Annotated in this window: 26 protein-coding genes and 1 tRNA gene; 13 read left to right on the forward strand and 14 right to left on the reverse strand. The window is 68.1% G+C overall.

Going from position 1 to position 25,114, the window contains the following annotated elements; all coding sequences use genetic code 11:
- Positions 1-56 precede the first annotated feature (56 nt).
- The 3 genes from LIN44_RS07155 to LIN44_RS07165 all read right to left on the reverse strand — a co-directional run bounded on the left by LIN44_RS07155 (position 57) and on the right by LIN44_RS07165 (position 1,940).
- A complete protein-coding gene (locus LIN44_RS07155) occupies positions 57-470 on the reverse strand; it encodes a biopolymer transporter ExbD (RefSeq protein WP_012353289.1) in 414 nt (137 codons plus the stop codon).
- Positions 471-491: 21 nt separating this feature from the next.
- Positions 492-1,220: a MotA/TolQ/ExbB proton channel family protein gene (locus LIN44_RS07160; protein ID WP_062800821.1), complete on the reverse strand. Its 729-nt coding sequence runs from the start codon at positions 1,218-1,220 to the stop codon at positions 492-494.
- 63 nt (positions 1,221-1,283) lie between these two features.
- Positions 1,284-1,940, reverse strand: coding sequence for an energy transducer TonB (locus LIN44_RS07165; RefSeq protein ID WP_227314117.1), 657 nt, complete (start codon positions 1,938-1,940; stop codon positions 1,284-1,286).
- Positions 1,941-2,427: 487 nt separating this feature from the next.
- Between LIN44_RS07165 and LIN44_RS07170 the strand changes: the two genes are divergently transcribed.
- The gene (locus tag LIN44_RS07170) at positions 2,428-4,728 is read left to right on the forward strand and encodes an AAA family ATPase (RefSeq protein ID WP_227314118.1); all 2,301 of its coding nucleotides are present in this window, start codon (positions 2,428-2,430) and stop codon (positions 4,726-4,728) included.
- 13 nt (positions 4,729-4,741) lie between these two features.
- Here the strand turns inward: LIN44_RS07170 and murI are convergent, their stop codons facing one another.
- The 4 genes from murI to LIN44_RS07190 all read right to left on the reverse strand — a co-directional run bounded on the left by murI (position 4,742) and on the right by LIN44_RS07190 (position 9,063).
- Positions 4,742-5,551, reverse strand: coding sequence for a glutamate racemase (gene murI / locus LIN44_RS07175; RefSeq protein WP_227314119.1), 810 nt, complete (start codon positions 5,549-5,551; stop codon positions 4,742-4,744).
- 181 nt (positions 5,552-5,732) lie between these two features.
- A complete protein-coding gene (locus LIN44_RS07180) occupies positions 5,733-7,256 on the reverse strand; it encodes a fumarate hydratase (RefSeq protein ID WP_227314120.1) in 1,524 nt (507 codons plus the stop codon).
- Positions 7,257-7,455: 199 nt separating this feature from the next.
- Positions 7,456-8,004 (reverse strand): TIGR00645 family protein, encoded by a 549-nt coding sequence (locus LIN44_RS07185; protein ID WP_227314121.1) that lies wholly within the window; start codon positions 8,002-8,004, stop codon positions 7,456-7,458.
- 99 nt (positions 8,005-8,103) lie between these two features.
- Positions 8,104-9,063 carry a DMT family transporter gene (locus LIN44_RS07190; RefSeq protein WP_227314122.1) on the reverse strand — a complete coding sequence of 320 codons (960 nt, stop codon included), beginning with the start codon at positions 9,061-9,063 and terminating at the stop codon, positions 8,104-8,106.
- Between the two features lie 310 nt (positions 9,064-9,373).
- Between LIN44_RS07190 and acs the strand changes: the two genes are divergently transcribed.
- The 6 genes from acs (at position 9,374) to LIN44_RS07220 (ending at position 15,610) form a co-directional block, all read left to right on the forward strand.
- Positions 9,374-11,356, forward strand: a complete 1,983-nt coding sequence (gene acs / locus LIN44_RS07195; protein ID WP_227314123.1) for an acetate--CoA ligase — start codon at positions 9,374-9,376, stop codon at positions 11,354-11,356.
- 107 nt (positions 11,357-11,463) lie between these two features.
- Positions 11,464-13,515, forward strand: a complete 2,052-nt coding sequence (locus LIN44_RS07200; protein ID WP_227314124.1) for a VC_2705 family sodium/solute symporter — start codon at positions 11,464-11,466, stop codon at positions 13,513-13,515.
- Between the two features lie 82 nt (positions 13,516-13,597).
- Positions 13,598-13,688 (forward strand) — tRNA-Ser (locus LIN44_RS07205).
- A gap of 128 nt (positions 13,689-13,816) precedes the next feature.
- Positions 13,817-14,308 carry a GNAT family N-acetyltransferase gene (locus tag LIN44_RS07210; protein ID WP_227314125.1) on the forward strand — a complete coding sequence of 164 codons (492 nt, stop codon included), beginning with the start codon at positions 13,817-13,819 and terminating at the stop codon, positions 14,306-14,308.
- Positions 14,309-14,427: 119 nt separating this feature from the next.
- Positions 14,428-15,276 (forward strand): D-amino acid aminotransferase, encoded by an 849-nt coding sequence (locus tag LIN44_RS07215; protein WP_227314126.1) that lies wholly within the window; start codon positions 14,428-14,430, stop codon positions 15,274-15,276.
- Positions 15,277-15,337: 61 nt separating this feature from the next.
- On the forward strand, positions 15,338-15,610 hold the full coding sequence (locus LIN44_RS07220) for a hypothetical protein (protein WP_227314127.1): 273 nt from the start codon (positions 15,338-15,340) through the stop codon (positions 15,608-15,610).
- A gap of 7 nt (positions 15,611-15,617) precedes the next feature.
- Here LIN44_RS07220 and LIN44_RS07225 read toward each other — a convergent pair whose 3' ends face one another.
- The 3 genes from LIN44_RS07225 to LIN44_RS07235 are packed head-to-tail and all read right to left on the reverse strand — an operon-like array spanning position 15,618 to position 18,012.
- Positions 15,618-16,139: an OmpA family protein gene (locus LIN44_RS07225; RefSeq protein WP_227314128.1), complete on the reverse strand. Its 522-nt coding sequence runs from the start codon at positions 16,137-16,139 to the stop codon at positions 15,618-15,620.
- An 8-nt stretch (positions 16,140-16,147) separates the two neighbouring features.
- Complete coding sequence (locus LIN44_RS07230) at positions 16,148-17,413, reverse strand: diguanylate cyclase domain-containing protein (RefSeq protein WP_227314129.1); 1,266 nt, start codon at positions 17,411-17,413, stop codon at positions 16,148-16,150.
- A complete protein-coding gene (locus LIN44_RS07235; RefSeq protein WP_227314130.1) occupies positions 17,410-18,012 on the reverse strand; it encodes a YfiR family protein in 603 nt (200 codons plus the stop codon). The genes LIN44_RS07230 and LIN44_RS07235 overlap by 4 nt, the downstream gene beginning before the upstream one ends.
- A 309-nt stretch (positions 18,013-18,321) precedes the next feature.
- Between LIN44_RS07235 and LIN44_RS07240 the strand changes: the two genes are divergently transcribed.
- The 6 genes from LIN44_RS07240 to LIN44_RS07265 all read left to right on the forward strand — a co-directional run bounded on the left by LIN44_RS07240 (position 18,322) and on the right by LIN44_RS07265 (position 20,872).
- Positions 18,322-18,783: a CopD family protein gene (locus LIN44_RS07240; RefSeq protein ID WP_227314131.1), complete on the forward strand. Its 462-nt coding sequence runs from the start codon at positions 18,322-18,324 to the stop codon at positions 18,781-18,783.
- A gap of 61 nt (positions 18,784-18,844) precedes the next feature.
- Positions 18,845-19,249: a lysozyme inhibitor LprI family protein gene (locus tag LIN44_RS07245; protein ID WP_227314132.1), complete on the forward strand. Its 405-nt coding sequence runs from the start codon at positions 18,845-18,847 to the stop codon at positions 19,247-19,249.
- Positions 19,250-19,316: 67 nt separating this feature from the next.
- Positions 19,317-19,520, forward strand: coding sequence for a hypothetical protein (locus LIN44_RS07250; RefSeq protein ID WP_115661717.1), 204 nt, complete (start codon positions 19,317-19,319; stop codon positions 19,518-19,520).
- A 138-nt stretch (positions 19,521-19,658) separates the two neighbouring features.
- The gene (locus LIN44_RS07255; protein WP_227314133.1) at positions 19,659-20,105 is read left to right on the forward strand and encodes a hypothetical protein; all 447 of its coding nucleotides are present in this window, start codon (positions 19,659-19,661) and stop codon (positions 20,103-20,105) included.
- Positions 20,106-20,218: 113 nt separating this feature from the next.
- Positions 20,219-20,443, forward strand: coding sequence for a hypothetical protein (locus LIN44_RS07260; RefSeq protein ID WP_062800783.1), 225 nt, complete (start codon positions 20,219-20,221; stop codon positions 20,441-20,443).
- Between the two features lie 144 nt (positions 20,444-20,587).
- Entirely contained in the window at positions 20,588-20,872 is a 285-nt protein-coding gene (locus LIN44_RS07265) for a hypothetical protein (RefSeq protein ID WP_227314134.1), read from the forward strand.
- A gap of 42 nt (positions 20,873-20,914) precedes the next feature.
- Here the strand turns inward: LIN44_RS07265 and LIN44_RS07270 are convergent, their stop codons facing one another.
- The 4 genes from LIN44_RS07270 to glpK all read right to left on the reverse strand — a co-directional run bounded on the left by LIN44_RS07270 (position 20,915) and on the right by glpK (position 25,103).
- The gene (locus tag LIN44_RS07270) at positions 20,915-21,295 is read right to left on the reverse strand and encodes a hypothetical protein (protein ID WP_012353264.1); all 381 of its coding nucleotides are present in this window, start codon (positions 21,293-21,295) and stop codon (positions 20,915-20,917) included.
- Between the two features lie 102 nt (positions 21,296-21,397).
- Entirely contained in the window at positions 21,398-21,775 is a 378-nt protein-coding gene (locus tag LIN44_RS07275; protein ID WP_227314135.1) for an MliC family protein, read from the reverse strand.
- A gap of 72 nt (positions 21,776-21,847) precedes the next feature.
- Positions 21,848-23,452: a glycerol-3-phosphate dehydrogenase/oxidase gene (locus LIN44_RS07280; protein ID WP_227314136.1), complete on the reverse strand. Its 1,605-nt coding sequence runs from the start codon at positions 23,450-23,452 to the stop codon at positions 21,848-21,850.
- Between the two features lie 79 nt (positions 23,453-23,531).
- Complete coding sequence (gene glpK, locus LIN44_RS07285; protein ID WP_227314137.1) at positions 23,532-25,103, reverse strand: glycerol kinase GlpK; 1,572 nt, start codon at positions 25,101-25,103, stop codon at positions 23,532-23,534.
- Positions 25,104-25,114: the final 11 nt, after the last annotated feature.

Consider the following 25,114-nt stretch of genomic DNA (forward strand, 5'->3'; position numbering starts at 1 on the left):
CAAAAAGGGCACCCGAAGGTGCCCTTTGTCGTTCGAGGGCGCCCGCAGGCGCCGGCTTACTGCTTGGGTTCGGTGATGAAACCGATCTTGCCCAGGCCGCCATGCTGCGCGGCGGCCATGACCTCGGCCACGCGCTCGTAGCGCACCTCGCGGTCGGCGCGCAGGTGCAGCTCAGGCTGCGGCTGCTGCTGCGCGGCCAGCGCGATATTGCTTTCCAGCGTGGCCTGGTCCACTTCCACCTGGTTCCAGAAGACCTTGCCGCTTGCATCGATGGACACGTTGATGTTCTGCGGCTTGGGGTCGTTCGGCGTGTTGGTGGCGCGCGGCAGGTCGATCTTTACCGCGTGGTTGATCACGGGGATGGTGATGATGAAGATGATCAGCAGCACCAGCATGACGTCGACCAGCGGCGTCATGTTGATTTCGCTCATCACCTCGTCGTCGTCCCCTTCGAGAGTGCCGAATGCCATGATGACTTCCTTGCTAGCGGTTTAGCGCTGTGCCGCGGCCAGGCGCACGGTGCCGTCCTCGGCGCGGGCGCCGGTGGGGCGCACGCGCGCGCCGGTGACGAAGTAGGCGTGCAGGTCGTGGGCAAAGCGGTTGAGCTTCGAGATCACCGACTTGTTGCCGCGGGTGAGGGCGTTATAGCCCAGCACGGCCGGGATTGCCACGGCCAGGCCGAAGGCGGTCATGATCAGCGCCTCGCCCACCGGGCCGGCAACCTTGTCGATGGTCGGCACGCCCGAGGCGCCGATGCCGATCAGCGCGTGGTAGATGCCCCACACGGTGCCGAACAGGCCGACGAACGGCGCGGTCGAGCCCACCGATGCCAGCACCGCCAGGCCCGACTGCATGCGTGCCACCGACTCATCGATGGAGCTCTTCAGCGAACGGGTCAGCCAGTCGGAGATATCCATCACGTCGTGCAGCTGCGGCTGGCTGGCGCGATGGTGCTGGGCGGCTTCCTTGCCGGCGATGGCCAGCGTGCGGAACGGGTTGGCATCGCCGGCGCCCAGGGTTTCCAGGGCGTGGTCGAAATCGTCCGAGTGCCAGAAGCGCTTTTCCGCGCCTTGCGCCATCTTCTTCAGGCGCACCAGATCCCACGCCTTGGTCAGGATCACGATCCATGAGGCGAGCGACATGATCAGCAGAATGATGGCGGTCGCACGCATGACGAAGTCGCCTTGCGACCAGAGGTGGGTGAGTCCGAGGTCCTGCATGTGTTGGTTTCCTGGTGAGTTCGCTTGGTTTAGGTCAGATCAGAGATCGGAAATCGGGGGCGGTCAGTTCAGCTCGAAGCCGATCGGCTGCTGCGCCGTCACGGCGACGGCGCGGCCGTTGTCCATATAGGGCTTGCAGCGCATCGCCTGCACGGCATCCACCGCGGCCTGGTCAAGGCGCGACGAGCCGCTCGACGACACCACGGAGGTCTTGACGACCTTGCCGCTTTCATCGGTGGTCAGCCGCACCACGGTCTTGCCGGTCTCGCCCATGCGGCGCGACTGGGAAGGATACTTCGGTTGCGGCGGCGTGCACTGGATTTCGCCGATGCCGACGGCGCGCGGCGCGGCCGACACCGGTGCCGGCGCGGGCTCGGGCGGTGCCGGGGGCGCCGGCGGGGCGGGCGGCGCTTCCGGCGCCGAAGGCGTCGGCGGCAGGTCGGCGACCGGCTGCGGCGCCGGCTTGGGCTGCGGCGGCGTCGGCTTGGGCGTGGTCACCTTGACCTGCTTGGGCGGGGTTTCCTGCTTCGGCTTGGGCTTGGGCGGCTCCGGCGGAGCCTCCTGCTTGGGCGGTTCGAGCGGAATGATGCGCGCGATGATTTCCGGCGCGATCACGGCCTCGGTGAGCTTGCGGGCCAGCCCGCTCTGGATCAGGTAAAGCAGGCCGGCGTGGAACAGCAGGACGGCGAGCGTAATCTTTAAGAAGCGTTGGTCGAACATGTGTCAACAACAAAAGTCTGCCGGCGGCGCCACCTCGGCGGCCGTGCGCCGTCACTTGCGGTAGAACAGGATCAGCGAGATGCCGCAACCGACCAGCAGGCTAAGCAGCAATTCCATGATAAACGCTCCTTCAACTGGGTTGCCGTGGGAGCGCCACTCTGGGGCAGCGTGTCAGCGGGTGAGTATAAACGATAATGATTCTTATTTGTTGTGATTTGTGCGCCGCAGCTGGAATTTTCCGCCTGCGCGCGTTATACCGGCAAGTCCCGGCAGCAAATCGGGAAGGGGCAACACGGTTGAGTCATGCGTGCTGGCACGTCATCGCATCGCGCCGTGCATCGGTGCCCCAGGGCACCATGGCCAGCGCCGGCGGCGCACGGGTGCGCCCGCGGGGCGGGAAAGCGCGCTAGCATAGAAAGACACTGCAGACGTGGCGGTGCGCCTGTCGCGGCCCGCCATTGCGCATCGCGCGCTCGGGGACCCGTCCATGGACTTCACACGTTTTGCTGAAGATGACCGATCGACGCTGCTGCGCTCCATGCCCGGGGCATCGTCCAGCTCGGCGCTGGACTGGATGTGCGCGCAGTTCGCCTTGCGCGTGGTCTGCGCGCTGGGGCCGCGCTTCAACCTGCGCAGCAATATCAACGATGTCCTGACCGTCAGCGCCCAGGAGATGGTGTGGCCCTATGGGGTGGTGCTGCGCGTGCAGCGCTTCCTGGCCGCGCGCTGCGCCGACATGCCGGCCTGGAAGGGCGCGGCGCGGCTCACGCCGGAGGAATTCCTCGACCGCCACGGCCAGTGGAACAGCGCCTTCGACGAAAGCGCGCTGTTCTATTACCTCGACGAGTACGTCAAGCACCACGCCAAGGACATGTTCGCCGTGTTCGACGCGTCGGCGGCGGCCATTGCCCAGCGGCTCGAGGGCGAGCGCGTGCTGCTGGTGCGCAATATCGACATGCTCAGCCACGTGCTGGACCTGCCCGACCACGAGCGCAAGCTGCTGCTGTATGCGGCGCTGGCCAAGTACAAGCGCGACCTGCGCGCGGTGATGGTCGACTGCAAGGTGGCGCACAGCCAGGAGGCGTTCCAGATCCTGGCGGGCCTGACCGGCGCCGGCGCGGCCGACGTGGCGGCATCGCTGCGGCCCGGCTCGCGGCTGGAAACGCTGAACCTGATCGAGCAGCCGCTGCCGGAAAACAGCGTGACCGACCTGGGCGACCTGATGCGGCTGTCGGACCGGCTGCTGCACGTGCTGCTCGGCAACTATGCCAACGAGGCCGAGATGATGGCGGTCTTCACCCGCCCGGCCGCGCCGCCCACGCTGACCACCGCCGACTATCCGCATGTCGAGACCGACGCGCGCTACCTGCGCGCGCTGCTGGCCAATGCCACGCGCCAGCACGCCAGCGGCGTCAATGTGCTGATCTATGGGCCGCCCGGCACCGGCAAGACCGAGTTCGCCCGGCTGCTGGCGCGCGAGGCCGGCTGCGAGCTGTATGAGGTCGATTGCCTGGATCGCGACGGCAACAGCCTGTCGGGCAAGGACCGCTACCGCTCGCTGCAGGTGTCGCAGGCGTTCCTGCGCGGGCGCGCCCATACCGCGCTGCTGTTCGACGAAGTCGAAGACGTGTTTCCCGGCACCGGGCGCGAACTGATGAGTCTGTTCGGCCAGGAAGACACGCGCGCGTCGGTCAATGGCAAGGCCTGGGTCAACCAGACGCTCGAGCAGAATCCGGTGCCGGTGATCTGGATTTCCAATTCGATCCGGCAGATCGACCCGGCGTACCTGCGCCGCTTCCAGTTCCACCTCGAGCTGAAGATCCCGCCGCCGCTGGTGCGCGAGAACATCATCCGCAAGCACCTGGGCGGGCTCGATGTCAGCGATGCCTTTATCACCGGGCTGGCCGGGCGCAAGACACTGACGCCGGCGCAGGTGCAATCGGCGGCGCGCTTTGTCGAACTGGCGCGGCCGAACGTAGAGGAGCCCGTTGAAGCGCTGATCCTGCGCCAGCTCGAGCATGCCGACCGCGCCATGGGGCTGCGCCCCGAGGCCGAGGCGCGCCCGGTGGTCACGCACTACCGGCTCGAGAACCTGCACCTGGAGACCCGCTACGACGTGGTCAAGATCGTCGACGCGCTGCGCGTGCGCGAGCGCGGCACGCTGTGCTTCTATGGTCCGCCCGGCACCGGCAAGACCGCGCTGGCCGAGCATATCGCGGCCGAGCTGGACCTGCCGCTGATGATCCGGCGCGCCTCGGACCTGATGAGCAAGTACGTGGGCGAGACCGAGCAGCAGATCGCCGCGATGTTCGCGCGCGCGGAAGAGGATGGCGCGGTGCTGCTGCTGGACGAGGCCGACAGCTTCATGCAGAGCCGCCAGCAGGCGGTGCGCAACTATGAGATCTCCGAAGTCAACGAGATGCTGCAGGGCATGGAGCGCTTCAACGGCATCTTCATCTGCACCACCAACCTGTTCGACCGCATCGACGAGGCCGCGCTGCGCCGCTTCTCGTTCAAGATCCGCTTCCTCGCGCTCAAGCCCGCGCAACGCGTGGCGATGTTCGTCGACGAGGCGCTCGACGGCGACGCCGCCGGCCTGACCGACGCCATGCGCGCGGACCTCGACGCGATGGATTGCCTGACGCCCGGCGACTTCGCCACGGTCAAGCGCCAGTGCGTGCTGCTGGGCGAGGCGCTGACGCCCGATGAATTCCTGGCGCAACTGCGCCAGGAGCATGCGATCAAGCCCGAGGTGCGCGAGCACCGGCCGCTGGGTTTCCTTCGCTAGCGGCAGGCGCCGGTCAGAACGCCGGCGCCGGTTCGATCACCACCGTCTCCGCCTGCGCTTGCACCTGCAGCAGCGCGGCCACCATCGCGCGCAGGTGCGCGGCGTCCTTGGTGGAGACGAAGCGGTCTCGCCCGGCGGCATCGGGCGGCGCGGCCAGCCCGTGCTCGGCGAGCTTGCGCGCCAGCTGGCGCGCGACCGCGCTGCCGGTATCGACCAGTGCCAGCCGATCGCCGGCGATGGCGCGGATCGCGCCTGCCAGGAAGGGGTAGTGGGTGCAGCCCAGCACCAGGGTATCGGCGCCGGCATCCAGCATCGGCGTGAGATAGGCTTCCAGGCGCTCGCGCACGGCGGGCCCGTCGGTGTGGCCTTGCTCGATCAGCGTCACCAGCCCCAGCCCGGCTTCGCACAGGAAGCGGCTTTCGCCGTCCAGCGATGCCAGCAGCCGCGCGAACTTCGCGCTCTTGAGCGTATTGGCGGTCGCCAGCACGCCGACCACTTTGCTGCGGCTGGCCGCGGCGGCGGGCTTCAGGCCGGGCTCGACGCCGATGATCGGCACCGGCAGCCGCTCGCGCAGCAACGTCACGGCATGGCCGGTGGCGGTGTTGCAGGCGACCACCAGCGCCTTGCAGCCCTGGCCGATCATCCACTCGCAGGCCTGCAGCGTGCGCGCTTCGACGAAATGCGCGGGCTTTTCGCCGTAGGGCGCGTATTTCGAGTCGGCGAGGTACAGCAGCGACTCGTGCGGCAGCAGCGCGCGGATCTCGCGCAGCACCGACAGGCCGCCGAGGCCGGAATCGAAGACGCCAATGGGTGCGGGGTTCACGGAACGGGATGAGGGGATTGTTTTCTCCCCTCTCCCATTCATGGGAGAGGGGCGGGGGAGAGGGCAAGAGTTTCCACGAAGCGAGGCGTTGCGGTGCTTGCCACGCGCCTGCCCTCTCCCCCAACCCCTCTCCCGCAAGTGGGAGAGGGGAGTACTGCTTGCAGTCGGTTAAAGCGGCGAATTACAGCGCGGCGACCGGAATCTTGCCGATCTTGGCCTGCCACTCCGCCGGGCCGGTCTTGTGCACCGAGGTGCCTTCGCTGTCCACGGCCACCGTCACCGGCATGTCCTTGACCTCGAACTCGTAGATCGCTTCCATGCCCAGGTCTTCGAAGCCGACCACCCTGGCTTCCTTGATGGCCTTGGCCACGAGGTAAGCGGCGCCGCCCACGGCCATCAGGTAGGCCGACTTGTGCTTCTTGATCGCCTCGATCGCGACCGGGCCGCGCTCGGCCTTGCCGATCATCGAGATCAGGCCGGTCTCGGCCAGCATCATCTCGGTGAACTTGTCCATGCGCGTGGCGGTGGTGGGGCCGGCCGGGCCGACGGCTTCGTCGCGCACCGGATCGACCGGGCCGACGTAGTAGATCACGCGGTTCTTGAAGTCCACCGGCAGCTTCTCGCCCTTGGCCAGCATGTCGGCGATGCGCTTGTGCGCGGCATCGCGGCCGGTCAGCATCTTGCCGTTGAGCAGCAGGGTCTGGCCCGGCTTCCACGAGGCAACTTCTTCCGGCGTCAGCGTGTTCAGGTCGACGCGCTTCGAGGTCTCGGTGTTCGGCGCCCACTCGACCTTCGGCCATTGCGACAGGTCAGGCGCTTCCAGCTTGGCCGGACCGCTGCCGTCGAGCGTGAAGTGCACGTGGCGGGTGGCGGCGCAGTTCGGGATCATCGCCACCGGCTTGGACGCGGCGTGCGTCGGGCAGGCCATGATCTTGACGTCGAGCACGGTCGCCAGGCCGCCCAGGCCCTGCGCGCCGATGCCCAGCGCGTTGACCTTCTCGTACAGCTCGACCCGCAGTTCCTCGATCCAGTCCTTCGGGCCGCGCGCGATGATGTCCTGGATGTCGATGGATTCCATCAGCGATTCCTTGGCCATCACCATCGCCTTCTCGGCGGTGCCGCCGATGCCGATGCCCAGCATGCCGGGCGGGCACCAGCCGGCGCCCATGGTCGGCACGGTCTTCAGCACCCAGTCGACGATCGAGTCCGACGGGTTCAGCATCACGAACTTGGACTTGTTCTCCGAGCCGCCGCCCTTGGCCGCAACCTGGATGTCGACGGTGTTGCCCGGCACCACTTCATAGTGGATCACGGCCGGGGTGTTGTCCTTGGTGTTCTTGCGGCCGCCTTCGGGCGGGCTGACGATCGAGGCGCGCAGCACGTTGTCGGGGTGCGTATAGCCGCGGCGCACGCCCTCGTTGATCATGTCGGTCAGGCCCATGGTGGCACCATCCCAGCGCACGTCCATGCCCACCTTGACGAAGACCGTGACGATGCCGGTGTCCTGGCAGATCGGGCGCTTGCCTTCCGCGCACATGCGGCTGTTGGTCAGGATCTGCGCGATCGCATCCTTGGCCGCCGGGCTCTGTTCCAGCTCGTAGGCGCGGCCCAGGCTGGTGATGTAGTCCATCGGATGGTAGTAGCTGATGTACTGCAGGGAGTCGGCGACGCTCTGGATGAGGTCTTCTTGCTTGATGACTGTCATTTTGTGGGGTGGGCAGCGGTGAAACACAGCCCGAAATCATACACTGAGCGGCGGCGCTCTGCCCGGCTGCATACATCCGTCCACAGCCGGTAATGTGCGGCAAGCGCCGCTGCCGGCGACCGGGCCGGCCCAAAAGCAAAAACCGCGGCACATGGCCGCGGTCCGTAGCGAGCGAGCAGGCCGGCCCAGCCGGCCGCCATCAATGCTTGGCGTGCGCGCCGGCGGGGTGGCTCACCATGCGGTCGACCCACGCCATCGCCACCGCCGACAGCAGGAATGCCAGGTGGATCGCCACCTGCCACATGATGGTATGGGTGGTGCGCTGCTCGGCATCGATAAAGGTCTTGAGCAGGTGGATCGACGAAATCCCGATCAGCGCCATCGACAGCTTGACCTTCAGCACGCCCGCATTGACGTGGTCGAGCCATTCGGGCTCGTCGGGATGGTTGTCGATGCCAAGCCGCGAGACGAAGGTCTCGTAGCCGCCGACGATCACCATGATCAGCAGGTTGGAGATCATCACCACGTCGATCAGCCCCAGCACCACCAGCATGATCTTGTTCTCGTCGAACTCGGTCACATGGGCCAGCAGATGCCAGACTTCGATCAGGAAATGGTAGACGTAGACGCCCTGGGCCACGATCAGGCCCAGATACAGCGGCAATTGCAGCCAGCGCGACGCGAAGATGATGCTCGGGATCGGCCGCAGGGTCTGGGGCTGCGGCTTGGGAATCGGGTTGGAAGCCATGGCGGGGCGGGGTCGGCGAGTTGAAAATCGGCGTGGATTGTACCAAGCGACCACGTCAGCGCTGTGTTACCAGCGGTAACCGCTGCCTCGCCGCAGCGCTCAGGCGCGCGCGCCGGGATCGGCGCCCGCCGCCTTGCCGCGCCACGCGCCGCGCGTGATCCGCCCCGGCCAGCTGGCCAGCACGATCCCCGCCAGCACGCACGCCAGCGCCACGCCGTGCGGCCAGCCCGGCTGCTCGCCCAGGAAGACGATGCCGTAAGTGGCCGCGGCCACCGGCAGCACCGAGGTGAAGACCCCGGCCAGCTGCGCCGGCACATGGCGGATGCCCTTCATCCACAGCCAGAACGAAAACACGCTGGCCGACAGCGCGTACCACAGCACCATCAGCCAGGTCTGCGCGGGCACCGCGGCGGCGTCGAAGCTCAGCAACGGGAGCAATCCCAGCGGCAGCATCAGCAGGCCGCCGATCAGGTGCGTATAGGCGCAGATCTCGATCGCGGCCAGCGTCTGGGTCAGCCGGCGCGACAGGATCACGTAGATCGATTCGCACACCACCGCCCCCATGATCATCAGGTTGCCCAGCCACGCCTGGCTGCCTGCGCCGGCGCCGTGGGCATCGCCGCGCGCGATGTTGAGCACGGCGATGCCGGCCACCGCCAGCAGCACCGACACCACCGTGCGCCGCGACAGCCTTTCGCGCAGCAGCAGCCAGGACAGCAACGCCACGGTGGCGGGGATGGTGCTGGTGATCACGCCGGCGGCCATGGCGCTGGTTAGCCTCACGCCGTTGAGCATCAGCAGCGTAAACAGGAAGGTGCCGAAGAACGCCTGCAGGAACAGGTTCAGCCATTCCTGGCGCGAGACCCGGCGCATGCGCGCGGGCCGGTACCAGGGCGCCAGGCAGACGATGGCAATGACAAAGCGCAGCAGCGCGAACAGCAGCACCGGCACATGCGCGATGATCGACTTGCCGAGTCCGACGTTGCTGCCGACCAGCGCCATCGAGGCCACCAGGAACAGCACGTAGACGGGAGCGAAGACGGGAGCGTTGGCGGGCACGGGTACTTGCCTTGGGGAGTTTCCGGTCGGACAGCCCGGTGAGGTGCACGGGCAAGTGTCCGCGCTGGTCGGTGCGGCGCCGCGCGGCAAGGGCCGGCGTCGCATTCAGGTATCAGGCTCGCGGCATTATAGCTGTGCTAGCCTAATGGAGAAGGCTGCACTTTCGCGGCGCGCCCCCGATTCTTCCCGCTGCATTGCAACAAGTTGCAGTGTCTGGTCCTGCCGGCCGCGAGGATTTATCGTCAGGTTTAAGTAAGCCCTCGGGCGTAACGTGGCAGCCAAAGCCAGTCCAAAATCAGGAGACCAGTCCATGTCCGCCATCGAATCGGTGATGCAGGAGCATCGCGTGTTCAACCCGCCCGAGGCGTTTGCCAGCCAGGCAGCCATCCCCAGCATGGATGCCTATCGAGCCCTGTGCGACGAAGCCGAACGCGACTACGAGGGCTTCTGGGCCCGCCACGCGCGCGAGCTGCTGCACTGGCAAAAGCCCTTCGCCAAGGTGCTGGACGAGAGCAACGCGCCGTTCTATAAGTGGTTCGAAGACGGCCAGCTCAACGCCTCGTACAACTGCCTGGACCGCAACCTGCAGAACGGCAATGCCGACAGGGTGGCGATCGTGTTCGAGGCCGACGACGGCACGGTGACGCGCATCACCTACCGCGAGCTGCACGCCAGGGTGTGCCGCCTGGCCAACGGCCTGAAGACGCTCGGCATCAAGAAGGGCGACCGGGTGGTGATCTACATGCCGATGTCGGTGGAGGGCGTGGCCGCGATGCAGGCCTGCGCGCGCCTGGGCGCCACGCATTCGGTGGTGTTCGGCGGCTTCTCGGCCAAGTCGCTGCAGGAGCGGCTGGTGGACGTGGGCGCGGTGGCGCTGATCACCGCCGACGAGCAGATGCGCGGCGGCAAGGCGCTGCCGCTGAAGGCCATCGCCGACGACGCGCTGGCGCTGGGCGGCTGCGAAGCCGTGAAGAACGTCATCGTGTACCGCCGCACCGGCGGCAACGTGGCGTGGACCGAGGGCCGCGACCGCTGGCTCGACGATGTCTGCGCCAACCAGCCGGACACCTGCGAGGCCGAGCCGGTCGGGGCCGAGCACCCGCTGTTCGTGCTCTACACCTCGGGCTCCACCGGCAAGCCCAAGGGCGTGCAGCACAGCACCGGCGGCTACCTGCTGTGGGCGCTGATGACGATGAAATGGACCTTCGACATCAAGCCCGACGACCTGTTCTGGTGTACCGCCGACATCGGCTGGGTCACCGGCCACACCTACATCGCCTACGGTCCGCTGGCCGCCGGCGCCACCCAGGTGGTGTTCGAGGGCGTGCCCACCTACCCGAACGCCGGCCGCTTCTGGGACATGATCGCGCGCCACAAGGTCAGCATCTTCTACACCGCGCCGACCGCGATCCGCTCGCTGATCAAGGCCGCCGAGGCCGACGAGAAAATCCACCCGAAGCAGTACGACCTGTCCAGCCTGCGCCTGCTCGGCACGGTCGGCGAGCCGATCAACCCCGAAGCCTGGATGTGGTACTACAAGAACGTCGGCAATGAGCGCTGCCCGATCGTCGATACCTTCTGGCAGACCGAGACCGGCGGCCACATGATCACGCCGCTGCCGGGCGCGACGCCGCTGGTGCCGGGCTCATGCACGCTGCCGCTGCCGGGCATCATGGCCGCCATCGTCGACGAGACCGGCCATGACGTGCCCAATGGCAGCGGCGGCATCCTGGTGGTCAAGCGCCCCTGGCCGGCGATGATCCGCACCATCTGGGGCGATCCGGAGCGCTTCAAGAAGAGCTACTTCCCCGAGGAACTCGGCGGCAAGCTCTACCTGGCCGGAGATGGCTCGATCCGCGACAAGGACACCGGCTACTTCACCATCATGGGCCGCATCGACGATGTGCTGAACGTGTCGGGCCACCGCATGGGCACGATGGAGATCGAGTCGGCGCTGGTGGCCAACCCGCTGGTGGCCGAAGCCGCGGTGGTGGGCCGGCCCGACGACATGACCGGCGAAGCGATCTGCGCCTTTGTCGTGCTCAAGCGCTCGCGCCCGAGCGGCGACGAGGCCGTGCAGATCGCCACCGAGCTGCGCAACTGGGTCGGCAAGGAGATCGGCCCGATCGCCAAGCCCAAGGACATCCGCTTCGGCGACAACCTGCCCAAGACCCGCTCGGGCAAGATCATGCGGCGCTTGCTGCGGTCGCTGGCCAAGGGCGAGGAGATTACGCAGGACACCTCCACGCTGGAGAACCCGGCCATCCTCGAGCAGCTCAAGCAGGCGCAGTAATCCGCCGGGCATCCGGCAAGCCAAGCCGCAACCTGAACCCGCCGCCGCGCACCCGCGCGCCGGCGGGTTTGTTACGATAGCTTCCCACCGATCACGGACTGTCCCTCATGCCCGAAGCCCAGTCGCGCTTTCGCCGACGGTTGCTGCTCTACTACGGCCTGTTCACGCTGGGGCTGTTCGGTTTCGTGGGCATGATGGGATTGCTGGAACGCTCCAACGCCGATGCGCTGTGGCTGGGCTACGTCTTCCTGTTCATCACCATCGCGATCTATGCCTGCATCGGGCTGATCTGCCGCACCTCGGACCTCAACGAGTACTACGTCGCGTCGCGGCGCGTGCCGGCGATGTTCAACGGCATGGCGATTGCCGCCGACTGGATGAGCGCGGCGTCGTTCATCGGCCTGGCCGGCATCCTGTTTGCTTCCGGCTACGAAGGGCTGGCCTATGTAATGGGATGGACCGGCGGCTATTGCCTGGTGGCTTTCCTGCTGGCGCCATACCTGCGCAAGTACGGCGGCTACACCATCCCCGACTTCCTCGCCGCGCGCTACGGCAACGGCAAGCCCGGCGGCAACCTGCCGGTGCGCGCGATCGCGGTGCTGGCCGCCTCGCTTTGCTCCTTCGTCTACCTGGTGGCGCAGATCCAGGGCGTGGGGCTGGTGGTGACGCGCTTTATCGGCGTCGAGTTTGCCGTCGGCATCTTCTTCGGGCTGGCGGGGATCCTGGTCTGCTCCTTCCTTGGCGGCATGCGCGCGGTCACGTGGACGCAGGTGGCGCAGTACATCATGATGATCGTGGCGTTCCTGGTCACGGTGTCGATGATCGCGTGGAAACACCACCAGGAGCCGCTGCCGCAACTGAGCTATGGCACGCTGCTGACGCAGCTGGATGCGCGCGAACGGCAGCTCGAGCGCGAGCCGGCCGAGCAGGCGGTGCGTGACTACTACCGGCAGCAGGCCATCCTGCTGCAGGAACGCATCGCCCGGCTGCCCGAGTCGTTCGCGCAGGAGCGCGACGCGCTGGATGCGCGCCTGCAGGACCTGCGCGCCCGCAATGCGCCACTGCGCGAGATCAAGGCGCTGGAGCGAGAGCGGCTGGAATTCCCGCGCGACGCCGCCGCCGCGCAGCAGCAGTGGCACCAGCAACGCGAAGACGCGCTGGCCCGCAGCCGCCACTCGATGTCGTCCACCGAACCCTATCCCGCGGCATCCGAGCAGGAGCGCAAGACCAAGCGGCTCAATTTCGTCCTGCTGGTGTTCTGCCTGATGGTGGGCACCGCCAGCCTGCCGCATATCCTGACGCGGCTCTACACCACGCCTTCGGTCCGGGAAACACGCAACTCCGTGGCCTGGGCGGTGTTCTGCATCGCCTTGCTCTATGTGTCGGCGCCCACGCTCGCGGCGCTGGTGAAATACGAGTTCTTCGAGCACCTGGTCGGCACCTCGTACGCCGACCTGCCGCAGTGGGTGGTGCAATGGCGCAAGGTCGATCCACCAGTGTTTGGCATCCGCGACGTCAACGGCGACGGCATCGTGCAATGGGCCGAGATCCTGCTGCAGCCCGACATGATCGTGCTGGCCGCCCCGGAAATCGCCGGCCTGCCGTACGTGATCTCAGGGCTGATCGCCGCCGGGGCACTGGCAGCGGCGCTGTCTACCGCCGATGGCCTGCTGCTGACCATCGCCAACGCGCTCTCGCACGACGTCTTCTATCACATGGTCGACCGCCAGGCGAGCCACCAGCGGCGCGTCACCACCGCCAAGATCGTGCTGCTGGCCGTGGCACTTTTCGCCTCGTACGTCACATCGCTGCGCCCCGGCAATATCCTCTTCCTGGTCGGTGCCGCCTTCTCGCTGGCGGCTTCCAGCTTCTTCCCGGTGCTGATCCTCGGCATCTTCTGGCGCCGCACCACCGCCGCCGGCGCCGTCGCCGGCATGGTCGCCGGGCTCGGCGTGGCGGTGTACTACATCTTCGTCAACTATCCCTTTTTCACCCGCATGACCGGCATCTTCGGCAACCGCTGGTTCGGCGTCGACCCGATCGCCTCCGGCGCCTTCGGCGTACCGGCCGGCTTCGCCGTCGCGATCGTGGTCAGCCTGCTGACGCCGCGCAACGCGCCGGTGATCGACCGGCTGGTGACCTACCTGCGCAAAGGGTAGGGCGGCGCAGCCGCAGGTGGCACGAATCCGGCGACGAGACACTGGATTCGCCTTGCAACTCTGCTATACTCTCGGACTTCCCGGAGAGATGGATGAGTGGTTTAAGTCGCACGCCTGGAAAGCGTGTATGGGTTAATAGCCCATCGGGGGTTCGAATCCCCCTCTCTCCGCCAGAACACTGTGCAAGGCCATGCGAAGCCGCCCGTTTTCCCGGGCGGCTTTTTCGTTTCCGAGCGCTCAACAGGCTTCGGCAGGGTACGCAAGGGCAGATTCATATCCGTCCGGGTTATGCTCTCGTCCCATGACCAAACTCCCTGGCAATTTCCAAATCCGTCCCGCCTTGCCCTCGGACGCGCAGGCCGTGGAAGCCATCCTCACCGACACCTACCTGGGCACCTGGAAGCCGCAACTGACGCCGGCCGCCGCAGCCGCCTTCGAACAACAAGGCAAGACCCGCAGCTACGTCGAAGCACGCTTGCAGGCATTCCGTGTCGCCTGCGTGGACGGTGTGCCGGCCGCGATGGTGGATTGGGAAAACAACTTCATCTGGGCGCTGCATGTCGGGCGGGCATGGCAGCGGATGGGATTGGGCGGGGCGCTGCTGGCGCATGCGGAAGCCGAAATCGCCCGCGCCGGGCATCGCGAGGCGAGGCTGGAGACGGATACGTTCAACCAGCAGAGCCGCGCCTTCTACCGGCGCCATGGCTATGCCGAGATCGATTTCTATCCCGATGAAAGCTGGGACAGCGGCTTTACCACGGTATTGCTGTCGAAAGCGCTGGCGCCGGTCTGAATCCGCGCGACGTTTGCTGACGCATGGGGCGCTTCCTTTCCCATGCGTAGATTGCATGACCTTGCCGGACTGCCCGTGAAAGAATCAGGCATCTCTTTCGACCTGCCAACAAGCCACCCATGTCCGACCCCATCGTCCACCTCAACGGCACCCTCGTTCCGCTCTCCGAAGCCCGCATCCCTGTGCTGGACCGCGGCTTTATCTTCGGCGACGGCATCTATGAGGTGATCCCGTACTACCACGGCAAGCCGTTCCGCGGTGCGCAGCACCTGGCCCGCCTGCACCGGAGCCTGGAGGGCATCGGCATTCCCGATCCGTACAGCGCGGCGCAATGGCTGGAGCGGGTCGATGAGGTGGTCAAGGCCAACGGCCTGTCGGATCAGCTGGTCTATATCCAGGTGACCCGGGGCGTGGCCAGGCGCACGCATGCGTTCCCGAAGGAGGTGGTGCCGACGGTGCTGATCATGACCAATCCGATGGCGCTGCCGTCGGCGCAGATGGTCGAGCAGGGGGTGGCGTGCGTGACCATGGAGGACCGGCGCTGGCTGAATTGCCAGATCAAGTCGACCTCGCTGCTCGGCAACGTGCTGGCGGCGCAGCATGCGGTGGAGCAGGGCGTGACCGAGGCGATCCAGTTCCGCGACGGCTGGCTGACCGAGGCCTCGGCGTCCAACGTGTGGGTGGTGCGCGATGGCCGCGTGTCGGCGCCGCCCAAGGACAACCTGATCCTGGAGGGCATCCGCTACGGCTTCATGGAGGAGATCTGCGAGGCGATGGGGATTGCGCTGGAGTCGCGCCGGATCGCCAGGGACGAGGTGTTTGCCGCCGACGAGGTGCTGCTGTCGTCGGCCAGCAAGGAATTGCTGCCGGTAGTCAGCATCGACGGCCGTGCGATCGGCAAGGGCGTGCCGGGACCGGTGTTCGCGCGCTTGTATGCGGCTTACCAGGCGGCCAAGGCGGCGTTGTAAGCGCCTGCAACGCGCTCACGACGCGTGCTAGGATGCATCGGGATTCAGCCAGGAGTCAGTCATGGCCAAGCGTGAGCGCGGCCGGCGTGCCTTGCAGGACGAGGTCAGCCGGCGTATCCAGCAGATCGACGAAATCGGCGAAGACGGTGCCAGGATCCGTGTGCCGTCACCGCAGCCCCACCCGCGCGACGCGCGCGGCCGCAACTGGGACATGGCCTTCGGCAATCTGCACGGCTATGCGGCCAGTGTGCGCGCGGCGGTCGACAAGGTGCGCGACGAGTTCGACCTGAACGAGGCGCTGGAAAACCGCGCGCCCAATCCCTTCGGCGACTGAGCGGGCGCTACTCTACCGAAACGATGATGGCGACGCGCCGGTTCTCGGCGCGTCCCGCGGCCGTGCGGTTGTCCGCCACCGGGCGGGACTTGCCCAGCCCGCGTACTTCGATGTTGTCCCGCGCAAAGCCGGCATCGGCCAGCAGCCGGGCCACGGCCTCGGCGCGCCGCACCGACAGCGACTGGTTGTATTCCGCCGGGCCGGCATCGTCGGTATGGCCGTCCACGCGCAGGCGCTCGATCCCCACCCCGCTCAGCGCCCGCCCGATGCGGCGCACGTTGGCGGCGCGTTCGCCTTCGATCAGGTCTTCGTTGAAGCCGAACAGCACCTTGTCGGTGAGACCGAGTTCCCAGCCTTCGCCGGTCAGCGTGAAGCCCTCCTGCTGCAGGACCGCCAGTTGCGCCGGCGACAGCCGGCCGTCGGGCGGCGCGGTCTGGCAGCCGGCCAGCGCCAGGCTGGCCAGCAGGATGGCCGCCAGCCAGGGCTTCCAGCGGGATCTGCGATCGGTCAGAGGACGACTCTCAAACATTCGGGTTCTCACTGCGTGACGTCCAGGCGCGGCTCGGCGCTTTGCCAGATGCCGCCGGAGCGCCGCTTGGCGCCGTACATGGCGGCGTCGGCGGCGTGCAGCAGGGCCTGGCTGCCTTGCGCGTGGACAGGGAAGACGGCCAGGCCGATGCTGAGCGAGGCCTGCACCGAGCTGCCGTCGGGCAGGTCGATGGGGCAGGCCATCGCGTGCAGGATGTGCTCGGCGATCTGGATCGCATCGCCCGGCGCGCGCAGCGCGGTGGCCAGCACGGCGAATTCGTCGCCGCCGATGCGTGCCACGGTGTCGCGGCTGCGCAGGCTGGCGCGGATGCGCTGGGCTACCGCGACCAGCACCGCGTCGCCGGCGGCATGGCCGTGGCGGTCGTTGACGTGCTTGAAATCGTCGCTGTCCAGATACAGCACCGCGGCATATTCGTCGTTGGCGGCCGCGTGGCGCACGGCGTGCTCCAGCGCCTCGACAAAGGCGGCGCGGTTCAGCAGCCCGGTCAGGGCATCGTGGTTGGCGCGGTGGGCAAGCGAGCGGTTTTCGTGCTGCATCTGGTTTTGCCAGGTCTGCAGCTCGTCGAGCAGGCCGTTGAAGTCCTCGCTGAGCGCATTGAGTTCGGCGATGCTGGCCGGCGGCGTGCGCTGCGCGAAATCGCGCTGCGAACGGACCGCGTGCGCCACCCGCATCAGGTTGCGCAAGGGCTCGATGATCTGCACCAGCAGCCGGCTGGCGAGGTAGTGTGCGCCGACAGCGGTCAGCAACAGGCACGCCAGCAGGCCCAGCGCGCCGCGCAGCAGGAAATGCAGCAGGTTGCGCGGGTCGCCGCTGACGCGCAGCATGCCGACCTGTTGCCCCTGGTGCAGGATGGGCTGCCCGACGGCATCGGTGCCCAGCCATTCGACCAGCGCGTGGCGCAGGCCGGTCAGCGGCGCCTCGCCGGGGCGCTGCCATACCGCCAGCACGTGGTGGTCGCGGTCATAGACGGTGGCGCGGGCGATGTCTTCCGAGGCCGCGATCGCGGCCAGCGTCTCCGCGGTGGCCGCCTGGTCGCGGAACACCACCGGCGCTTCCAGCGTGTAGGCGATGGAGCGCGCCACCAGCCGCACGTTGTGGTCGGCGTAGACGCGCAGCGCGGTGACGCCGATCGCGGTCAGCGCCAGGCCGGCGGTGCATACCGCGATCAGCGCCACGCCCAGGTGAATGCGGCGCAGCACGCTGTAGAGGGTGGGGCGCGCACCATGCCCGCGCACCGGCTGCGGCTGGCTCATGACGGCGCTCCCTTGCGGCGGCCGAGTTGCAGCACGCCGGGGTGCATGTGCACGCCGCTGCGGGCAAGGGTATCGAGGTTGACGCGGAACGAGACCTGGTTGTCGCGGATGTTGAGGCAGAACATGCTGCCCACCTCGCACTCGAAATCTTCTTCGGCGATGACCAGCACCGGGCGGCCGGTCAGCTCGGCCGCCAGGCGTTTGCGGCGCGGTTCGTTCATGGTGCCCACGTACAGCGCATCGCACGCCGGATGCAGCATGTCGGCCAGCACGTCGACCTGGCGGGTCTGCACGGCGCGGCCGTTGGCGAGCGTGCCGCCTTCCTTCAGCCGGGCCGCATAGCGGCTGGCGTGATCGACGCACAGCCGCACGGGGTCGCGCTCCACCGGCCAGCGCGCGTAGCCGAGCAGGCTGATGACCACGCGCGCGACCAGGTCGGCCCGCTGCGGGGCAGGCTGCGCGGTCACCGCCGGCGGCAGCATGGCCGGCAGCACCGCCAGCGTCACGGCGAGCAGCAGCGCGGCCAGGCCACGGTGCAGCAGCGGTCGGGCTCGGGCAGCGGGCGCGGTCGGAGGAGGGCTGGCTGGGGCGGGCGCCATGGTCTGGAATGAAGGGGGCGGAGCGGCTGGTTGCGTGGTTGTGGTTTGGCCGCGGGTATTGTCTGGGCCTGGGTTCCGGGCGGTCAAGCGTCCGGCCCTGCGCTGGCTCGGGCGAAACCGGCGTCATGAACGGGATTCCGCGGAGACCGGCTCGTGGCGCGGCGTGATACGAAATGTTTATCGGCCCGGTGTTGCTTTTCTGAAGCGCGCTGTGCCGGCTGCGGCGTGCTGCCAGGGTTTGGTGGTGGCGGGCGCAACACTTAGAATGTGGCCATCGCCCCGACGCCTCCCAACTCGCGCGCTGCCGCCATGATCACCGACCCGCTTCTCCGCTTGCTGCACCTGACCGGCGTTGCCGTCTGGGTCGGCGGCATGTTCTTCGCCTACCTGTGCCTGCGGCCGGTCGCCGGCAGCCTGCTGGAGCCGCCGCCGCGCCTGCGCCTGTGGCGCGGCGTGTTTGCCCGCTTCTTCCCATGGGTGTGGGCGTCGGTGCTCGCGATCCTGTTGAGCGGCGGCGCGATGATGGCGGCAACGGGCATGGCGGGCGCACCGCGCAACTGGCACCTGATGCTGGGCATCGGGGTGGTCATGGCGGGCATCTTCTGCTACGTGTGGTTCGGCCCCTACCGGGCGCTGGGCCGGGCCGTGGATGCGCAGGACTGGCCCGCCGCCGGTGCCGCGCTGAACCGCATCCGGCAGGCGGTAGGGACCAACCTCGTGCTCGGGCTGGTCAATATCGCCGTGGCGACGCTGGGCCGCTGGCTCGCCTGACCGCACCGCTCCACACAGGGGCCGAGTCGTCTTGTCACAACCACGCAAACGGAGAGCTGCCATGCGCGTTCTCGCAGTTGTTGCCGTCGTCGGCCTGGCCGTGGCGGCCATCCCCGCCGGCGCCGCGGACAATGGCGGCCTGAGCGCCGACTATGCGCGCTGCATGGGCAAGGCCGTGTCGACTGCCGACATGCTCAACTGTGCTGCCCTGGAGTCGCGGGTCCAGGACATTGCGCTGAACGGCGCTTACCAGTCGCTGCTGCGGCGGCTGGAGGCGCCGCGCACCGGCCAATTGCGGGTGGCGCAACGGGCCTGGCTCGAGTACCGCAAGGCCAATTGCGCTTATGTGTCCGATCCCGCCGGTGGCAGCGCGGCGCGCGTGGCCGGCGCGACCTGCATGCTGGAGATGACCGCCGCGCGCGTGCGCGAGTTGCGCGCCTTCGCCACCGGGGCCGCCGGCCGGTGAGCTTGCAGGCCTTGTGCTAGAGTTGCCTGACCCCTGTGCTGCGGCACGTCTCAAGCGGAGATGGATCATGGCAACTGAATCGCGTCACAACCTGAAGGCTTTCGTGCAGACCGCACCCCAGTCGGGGCGCTACGTGTGGGTCATCGCGCTGGTGGATTTCAGCGCGCAGCAGGTCCGGCGCGCCATCGTGTCGGACGATACCTTCACCACCGCCGATGCCGCGCGCGTTGCCGGCGAGGCCCAGCTCAAGGCAATGGCCGAGGATCACTAGCGCCGCATTTGTGCAAGCGGCGCTTGCACCGGCGTGTTGCGCGCCGGCATCCACGGCCGGCCGTTATCGATTCTTGCCTTGCCGGAAGTGCGCCGGGCATTAGACTATGGGCATGTTCCTCCACAAGCAAGGACTGCCATGACGGATTGCGCGCTTCGCCCGGCCAGGGTGCTGTTGCTGGCCGCGCTGCTTGGTTCGGGCCTGACCCTCAGTACGGCGTCGCTGGCCCAGGTGTCGGTCAACATCGCCATCGGCGTGCCGCCGCCCGCGCCGATCTACGAGGCCGTGCCCGCGCCGCGCGCCGGCTACGTCTGGGTGCCGGGTTACTGGGACTGGGACGATCATTACCGCAAGCACGCCTGGAAGAAGGGCCGCTGGGAGCGCGAGCGCCCCGGCTATGTCTATGAGTCGCCGCGCTGGATCCAGTCGCGCGACGGCTGGGTGCTGGTGCCGGGCCGCTGGGACCAGGGCGGGTACAAGGACAAGGGCAAGGACAAAGGCAACAAAGGCAACAAAGGCCACCAGGACCATGGCGGCAAGGGCAACCATTGCCCACCCGGCCAGGCGAAAAAGGGCGAGTGCTGACCAGCGCGCCGCCCGGCGCCGCACGGTGACGCCGGGCGCCCGTGCCATGCTACGATCCCCGCCATGGCAACCGCGCCCGCGCGGCGCATCGGCAGCGGATTCCGGAGGTAGCGATGGCAAGGCACGTCTTCACGCGCGCGCAGTATCTCGACATCCTCAACGACAGCCTGCGCAAGCATCCCGGCTGGCAGCCGGGCATGGCCTTTGTGTTCCTGCCGCCTGGCGCCGATGCCAGCCAGGCCACGGCCGTAGGCTGCACCGGCCCGATGGACGCGATACCGGTCTATGCGGAAATCCAGCGGGTGGCGGCCGAGCTGATCGAAGTCAGCGACGCATAAGCAGCGACGAATAGCCAGCGACAAATAAGCAGCGACGAATAAGCAGCGACGATAAACCGCGACGGACCACGCCATCCGGCGCCCGCGCCGCAGGTTGCCGCGGCTGCGTACAATACCGCCCTCTACAGACTTTCGGATATTGCCGTGAAGAAAACGGACCTGGAAAAAAACAAGGGCCTGAAGATCGCCAACAGCCTGAAGCAGGCGGCGGCGGGGCGGGGCGGCATTCCCGGGACCGCACCGCGTCCGGACCGGCGCGAACAGCGCCGGCTGGACCAGGAGCAGGGCCTGGTGCCGTTCGCGTGCAAGCTCGACGGCACGCTGGTGAAGCGCCTGCAGGCGCTCGCCGCCGATCACCCGGGCGGCATGACCGGGCTGCTCAATGAAGTGCTGGCCGGCGCGCTGCCGCCGGAGCAGGGCCACGCCTGAGCGCCGCGCGGCGGCCGCGCCGCCGCCGGCGCGGGCGTTGTCTCAGTCCTCTTCCTCGTCGTCGAGGAATTCGCGGCGCAGCATCCAGTTGGCGATGGCTTCGTCGCAGATGCGCTTGAATTTCTGCTTGTCCGGCATCTTGTCGAACAGCTGGAAATTGACCAGCGCCATGCCGGCATCGGTGATGTAGAACATGCGGCTCGGGTCGTCATCGTGGACGATGCGGCCGTCGATGGCGTCTTCTTCGCTTTCCGCCGGCATGTCCTCCAACTCGACCACGCGGCAGGTGAAGCGCGGGCTGCGGGTGTGGGTCAGGTACTCGAATTCGTCGTGCATGACCTCGCCGCCCTTGCCTGCGATCACGGCGAAGCCCCAGATAAAGCGGGGCATCGGCAGATCGGACAGATCTTCAATCTCGTCCATGGTGTTCTCCCTGATTCAATCCCCGCATTATCGCCCGGAACGGCGCGGCTTCAAACGATAGCGCGGCGCGACCGTGCCGCCGCCCTGCCCCGACCTTGCAGCTTATGGCCCGGCGTGGCAGTTGGCCAGCGCGGGCGCGGCGGTTTCCGGCTGCATCAGGTCGCGCAGCGTACCTGACTCGCCCTTGGTCCACCATTCGTAGCGGCCGCCGACATAGCGCGCGCCGGACGCCGACACCGTGCTCACCGCCAGCACCGGCTTGCCGTCGATGCGGAACACCGCGGCCTGGTTGTCCGGGCTGTTGAAATAGCGCACCGCCAGCGTCTTGCCGCCGTCGCACTGGTAGCGCGTGGTGCGCACCTCGGGAAAGCGCACGCCGTCGATGCCCGGCGCGCGCGCGGCCTGGGCCGTGGCGCTGGCACAGAGGGCGGCCAGCAGGACAGCGATGCGGGTGCGGGACAGGATCAGGCGATCGGACATGGCGTGGTCGGGTCGAAAGTGGGTGTTCGGGTTGAAGGAGCCGGATCGAGGCAGCGCCGCTGCGCCCAGCGATCAGCCGAGCATGTAGCCGGTGGCGAGCGCGCGGAAGCTTTCCACCTCGCGTGCCTGCCAGGCTTCATCCTCGGCGAGTTCTTCGGCCAGTATCGCCGCCACCGCCGGTGCCGCATCGACGGCCGCGCGGGCGTCCAGGAACAGCGCGCGGTTGCGCCGTGCCAGCACGTCCTCGACCCGGCGCGCCAGCTCATGCCGGGCGGCAAAACGCACATGGGCCTCGGTCAGGCCGGACGCGCCGGCGAGCATGCGGTCGTGTCCGGGCAGCGCGCGCAGCAGGCCCAGCTCATTGCCGTAGTAGCGGTCCGGTGAGCCCGAATCCGGCGGCGGCAGGTCGGCCGGCAACCCGGCGGCGCCATGCAGCGGCAGCTCAGCGGTCACGCATGGCGCCGCGCGCACCATCTGGCGCTGGATCGCGGTCTCGATCACGTCTTCGGCCATCTTGCGGTAGGTGGTCCATTTGCCGCCGGTGACGGTGATCAGCCCGGCCCTGGACACCACGATGGTATGTTCGCGCGACAGCGAAGCGGTGGAGGCTTCGCCGGTGGCCCGCACCAGCGGCCGCAGTCCGGCCCAGACGCTGGTGACGTCGGCGCGGGTGGGGTCCTTGGCCAGGTAGCGCGACGCGGTTTCCAGGATGAAGTCGACATCGTCGGCGCCGGCATCGGGCTCCAGCGGCAGGTCGCGGCGCGGCGTGTCGGTGGTGCCGACGATGGTGTGCCCGTTCCAGGGCACCACGAACAGCACCCGGCCGTCATCGGTCTTCGGAATCAGGATGGCACGGTCGCCCGGCAGGAAGCTGCGTGGCAGCGTCAGGTGCACGCCCTGGCTGGGCGCGACCATGGTGCGGGCATGCCCGTCTTCCATCTGGCGGATGGCATCGACCCACACGCCGGTGGCGTTGATCACGCAGTCGGCCCGCAGCCGATAGCTGCCGCCGCCGAGCACGTCCTGCACCGTCACGCCGCTGATCACGCCGCCTTGCTGGCTCAAGCCGGTCGCGCGCATGTAGTTGAGCGCGGTGCCGCCGACGTCGAACAGGGTCCGCATCAGCGCCACCGCCAGCCGCGCATCGTCGAACTGGCCGTCGAAGTACAGGTTGCCGCCGCGCAGCGGACGTCCGCCGACGTGTTCGGCCAGGTTGGGCGCGGCGTCCAGCACCTCGCGGTGGTTCAGCCAGCGGCTGCCGGACAGGTTGAGGTTGCCGGCCAGCATGTCATAGAGCTTGAGGCCGATGCCGTAGAAGGGCTGGTCGAACATCTGGTAGGCCGGCACCACGAAGCCCAGCGGCCACACCAGGTGCGGCGCGTTGCGCGCCAGCAGGCCGCGCTCGTGCAGCGCCTCGCGCACCAGGCTGATATTGCCCTGGGCCAGGTAGCGCACGCCGCCGTGCACCAGCTTGGTGGCCTTGCTCGAAGTGCCCTTGGCAAAGTCAGCGGCTTCGACCAGCAGCGTGCGGTAGCCGCGCGAGGCGGCGTCGACCGCGGTGCCGAGGCCGGTGGCGCCGCCGCCGATGACGATCACGTCCCAGCGCGGCTCGCGCTCCAGGGTGGCGAGCAGGGCGGCGCGGCCGGGCGGCTGGATCGGGGTGGGAAGGCTGTGCATGACGCGGTTGTCTGGTGTGGGCTGGCTAAGGTGTTCGGGTTGACCGCGCGGGGCGCGGGACGGGTTTGACGGACCGGTGTCAGCCGTGGCCGCCGCCGGCGTCGTCCTCGCGTGCCCAGTCGCGCGCGCGCTCGACGGCACGGTGCCAGCGCGCAAGCCGGTGGCCGCGCTGGTCGGCCGACAGGTTGGGCTCGAAGCGCCGCTCCACCTGCCATTGCTGCGCTATCTGCACCGGGTCGCTCCAGTAGCCGGTGGCCAGGCCGGCCAGGTAGGCGGCGCCCAGCGCGGTGGTCTCGGTCACGCGCGGGCGTACCACCGGGGTGCCGAGCAGGTCGGCCTGCATCTGCATCAGCAGGTCGCTGCGCGAAGCGCCGCCATCCACGCGCAGCTCGGCCAGCGCGATGCCGGCGTCCTTCTGCATGGCCTCGAGCACGTCGACGCTTTGCAGCGCGATCGATTCCAGCGCCGCGCGCGCGATCTGCGGCCGGCCGGTGCCGCGCGTCATGCCGACCAGCGTGCCGCGCGCAAAGGCGTCCCAGTGCGGCGCGCCCAGCCCGGCAAAGGCCGGCACCAGCACCACGCCGCCGCTGTCGTCGCACTGGCGCGCCAGCGCCTCGGCCTCGGGCGCGCTCTGGATGATCTTGAGGCCGTCGCGCAGCCACTGGATGGTGGCGCCGCCCATGAACACGCCGCCTTCCAGGCAATACTGGGTCTGGCCGCGGTATTGCCAGCCGATGGTGGTCAGCAGCCGGTTGCGCGAGGCGACCGGCTGCGCCCCGGTATTCATCAGCAGGAAGCAGCCGGTGCCGTAGGTGTTCTTGGCCATGCCCGGCACCAGGCAGGCCTGGCCGAAGGTGGCGGCCTGCTGGTCGCCGGCGATGCCGGCAATCGGGATCGGCATGCCGAACAGCCGCGCCGCGGTGCGCGCGACCTCGCCGCTGGAGGGCACCACCTCGGGCAGCAGCGCGTGCGGGATGTCGAGCAGCGCCAGCAGCGCGTCGTCCCACTCGAAGCTGTGGATGTTGAACAGCATCGTGCGCGAGGCGTTGGAGACGTCGGTGACATGGCGCGCGCCGTCGGTCAGTTGCCAGATCAGCCAGCTGTCGACGGTGCCGAAGGCGAGCTCGCCGCGCTGCGCCCGCTCCCGCGCGCCTTCGATGTTGTCCAGCATCCAGCGCAGCTTGGTGCCGGAAAAATAGGCATCGATGACCAGGCCGGTCTTCTCGCGGAACAGCTCGCCGTGGCCTGCGGCCTGCAGCGCCTCGCACATCGGCGCGGTGCGGCGGTCTTGCCAGACCAGCGCGCGGCCGACCGGCTCGCCGGTCTTGCGGTCCCACAGCACGGTGGTCTCGCGCTGGTTGGTGATGCCGATCGCGCGCACCTGCGCGGCGCTGATGCCGGCGTCGGCCAGCACCGTGTGCGCCACCGCCAGCTGCGTCTGCCAGATCTCGTAGGGATCGTGCTCGACATGGCCGGGATGTGGGTAATATTGGCGGAACTCGCGCTGCGCCAGGCGCACCACGTTGCCCGCATGGTCGAACAGGATGGCGCGCGAGCTGCTGGTGCCCTGGTCGAGCGCCAGCACGTATTGCGGCTTGGCGGGAAGCTGGGACTGGGCAGGGCGCTGGTCCTGCGCGGCTGGCTGGTTCATGCGATCGATCC

The organism is Cupriavidus sp. MP-37, assembly GCF_020618415.1.
Classification (GTDB): domain Bacteria; phylum Pseudomonadota; class Gammaproteobacteria; order Burkholderiales; family Burkholderiaceae; genus Cupriavidus.

Excerpts from the sequence above, each read along its gene's own strand:
- LIN44_RS07155 (WP_012353289.1), bottom strand. The coding sequence starts at position 470 with ATGGCATTCGGCACTCTCGAAGGGGACGACGACGAGGTGATGAGCGAA.
- LIN44_RS07160 (WP_062800821.1), bottom strand. The coding sequence starts at position 1,220 with ATGCAGGACCTCGGACTCACCCACCTCTGGTCGCAAGGCGACTTCGTC.
- LIN44_RS07165 (WP_227314117.1), bottom strand. The coding sequence starts at position 1,940 with ATGTTCGACCAACGCTTCTTAAAGATTACGCTCGCCGTCCTGCTGTTC.
- LIN44_RS07170 (WP_227314118.1), top strand. The coding sequence starts at position 2,428 with ATGGACTTCACACGTTTTGCTGAAGATGACCGATCGACGCTGCTGCGC.
- LIN44_RS07180 (WP_227314120.1), bottom strand. The coding sequence starts at position 7,256 with ATGACAGTCATCAAGCAAGAAGACCTCATCCAGAGCGTCGCCGACTCC.
- LIN44_RS07185 (WP_227314121.1), bottom strand. The coding sequence starts at position 8,004 with ATGGCTTCCAACCCGATTCCCAAGCCGCAGCCCCAGACCCTGCGGCCG.
- acs (WP_227314123.1), top strand. The coding sequence starts at position 9,374 with ATGTCCGCCATCGAATCGGTGATGCAGGAGCATCGCGTGTTCAACCCG.
- LIN44_RS07200 (WP_227314124.1), top strand. The coding sequence starts at position 11,464 with ATGCCCGAAGCCCAGTCGCGCTTTCGCCGACGGTTGCTGCTCTACTAC.
- LIN44_RS07210 (WP_227314125.1), top strand. The coding sequence starts at position 13,817 with ATGACCAAACTCCCTGGCAATTTCCAAATCCGTCCCGCCTTGCCCTCG.
- LIN44_RS07215 (WP_227314126.1), top strand. The coding sequence starts at position 14,428 with ATGTCCGACCCCATCGTCCACCTCAACGGCACCCTCGTTCCGCTCTCC.
- LIN44_RS07220 (WP_227314127.1), top strand. The coding sequence starts at position 15,338 with ATGGCCAAGCGTGAGCGCGGCCGGCGTGCCTTGCAGGACGAGGTCAGC.
- LIN44_RS07225 (WP_227314128.1), bottom strand. The coding sequence starts at position 16,139 with ATGTTTGAGAGTCGTCCTCTGACCGATCGCAGATCCCGCTGGAAGCCC.
- LIN44_RS07230 (WP_227314129.1), bottom strand. The coding sequence starts at position 17,413 with ATGAGCCAGCCGCAGCCGGTGCGCGGGCATGGTGCGCGCCCCACCCTC.
- LIN44_RS07235 (WP_227314130.1), bottom strand. The coding sequence starts at position 18,012 with ATGGCGCCCGCCCCAGCCAGCCCTCCTCCGACCGCGCCCGCTGCCCGA.
- LIN44_RS07240 (WP_227314131.1), top strand. The coding sequence starts at position 18,322 with ATGATCACCGACCCGCTTCTCCGCTTGCTGCACCTGACCGGCGTTGCC.
- LIN44_RS07245 (WP_227314132.1), top strand. The coding sequence starts at position 18,845 with ATGCGCGTTCTCGCAGTTGTTGCCGTCGTCGGCCTGGCCGTGGCGGCC.
- LIN44_RS07250 (WP_115661717.1), top strand. The coding sequence starts at position 19,317 with ATGGCAACTGAATCGCGTCACAACCTGAAGGCTTTCGTGCAGACCGCA.
- LIN44_RS07255 (WP_227314133.1), top strand. The coding sequence starts at position 19,659 with ATGACGGATTGCGCGCTTCGCCCGGCCAGGGTGCTGTTGCTGGCCGCG.
- LIN44_RS07260 (WP_062800783.1), top strand. The coding sequence starts at position 20,219 with ATGGCAAGGCACGTCTTCACGCGCGCGCAGTATCTCGACATCCTCAAC.
- LIN44_RS07270 (WP_012353264.1), bottom strand. The coding sequence starts at position 21,295 with ATGGACGAGATTGAAGATCTGTCCGATCTGCCGATGCCCCGCTTTATC.
- LIN44_RS07275 (WP_227314135.1), bottom strand. The coding sequence starts at position 21,775 with ATGTCCGATCGCCTGATCCTGTCCCGCACCCGCATCGCTGTCCTGCTG.
- LIN44_RS07280 (WP_227314136.1), bottom strand. The coding sequence starts at position 23,452 with ATGCACAGCCTTCCCACCCCGATCCAGCCGCCCGGCCGCGCCGCCCTG.
- glpK (WP_227314137.1), bottom strand. The coding sequence starts at position 25,103 with ATGAACCAGCCAGCCGCGCAGGACCAGCGCCCTGCCCAGTCCCAGCTT.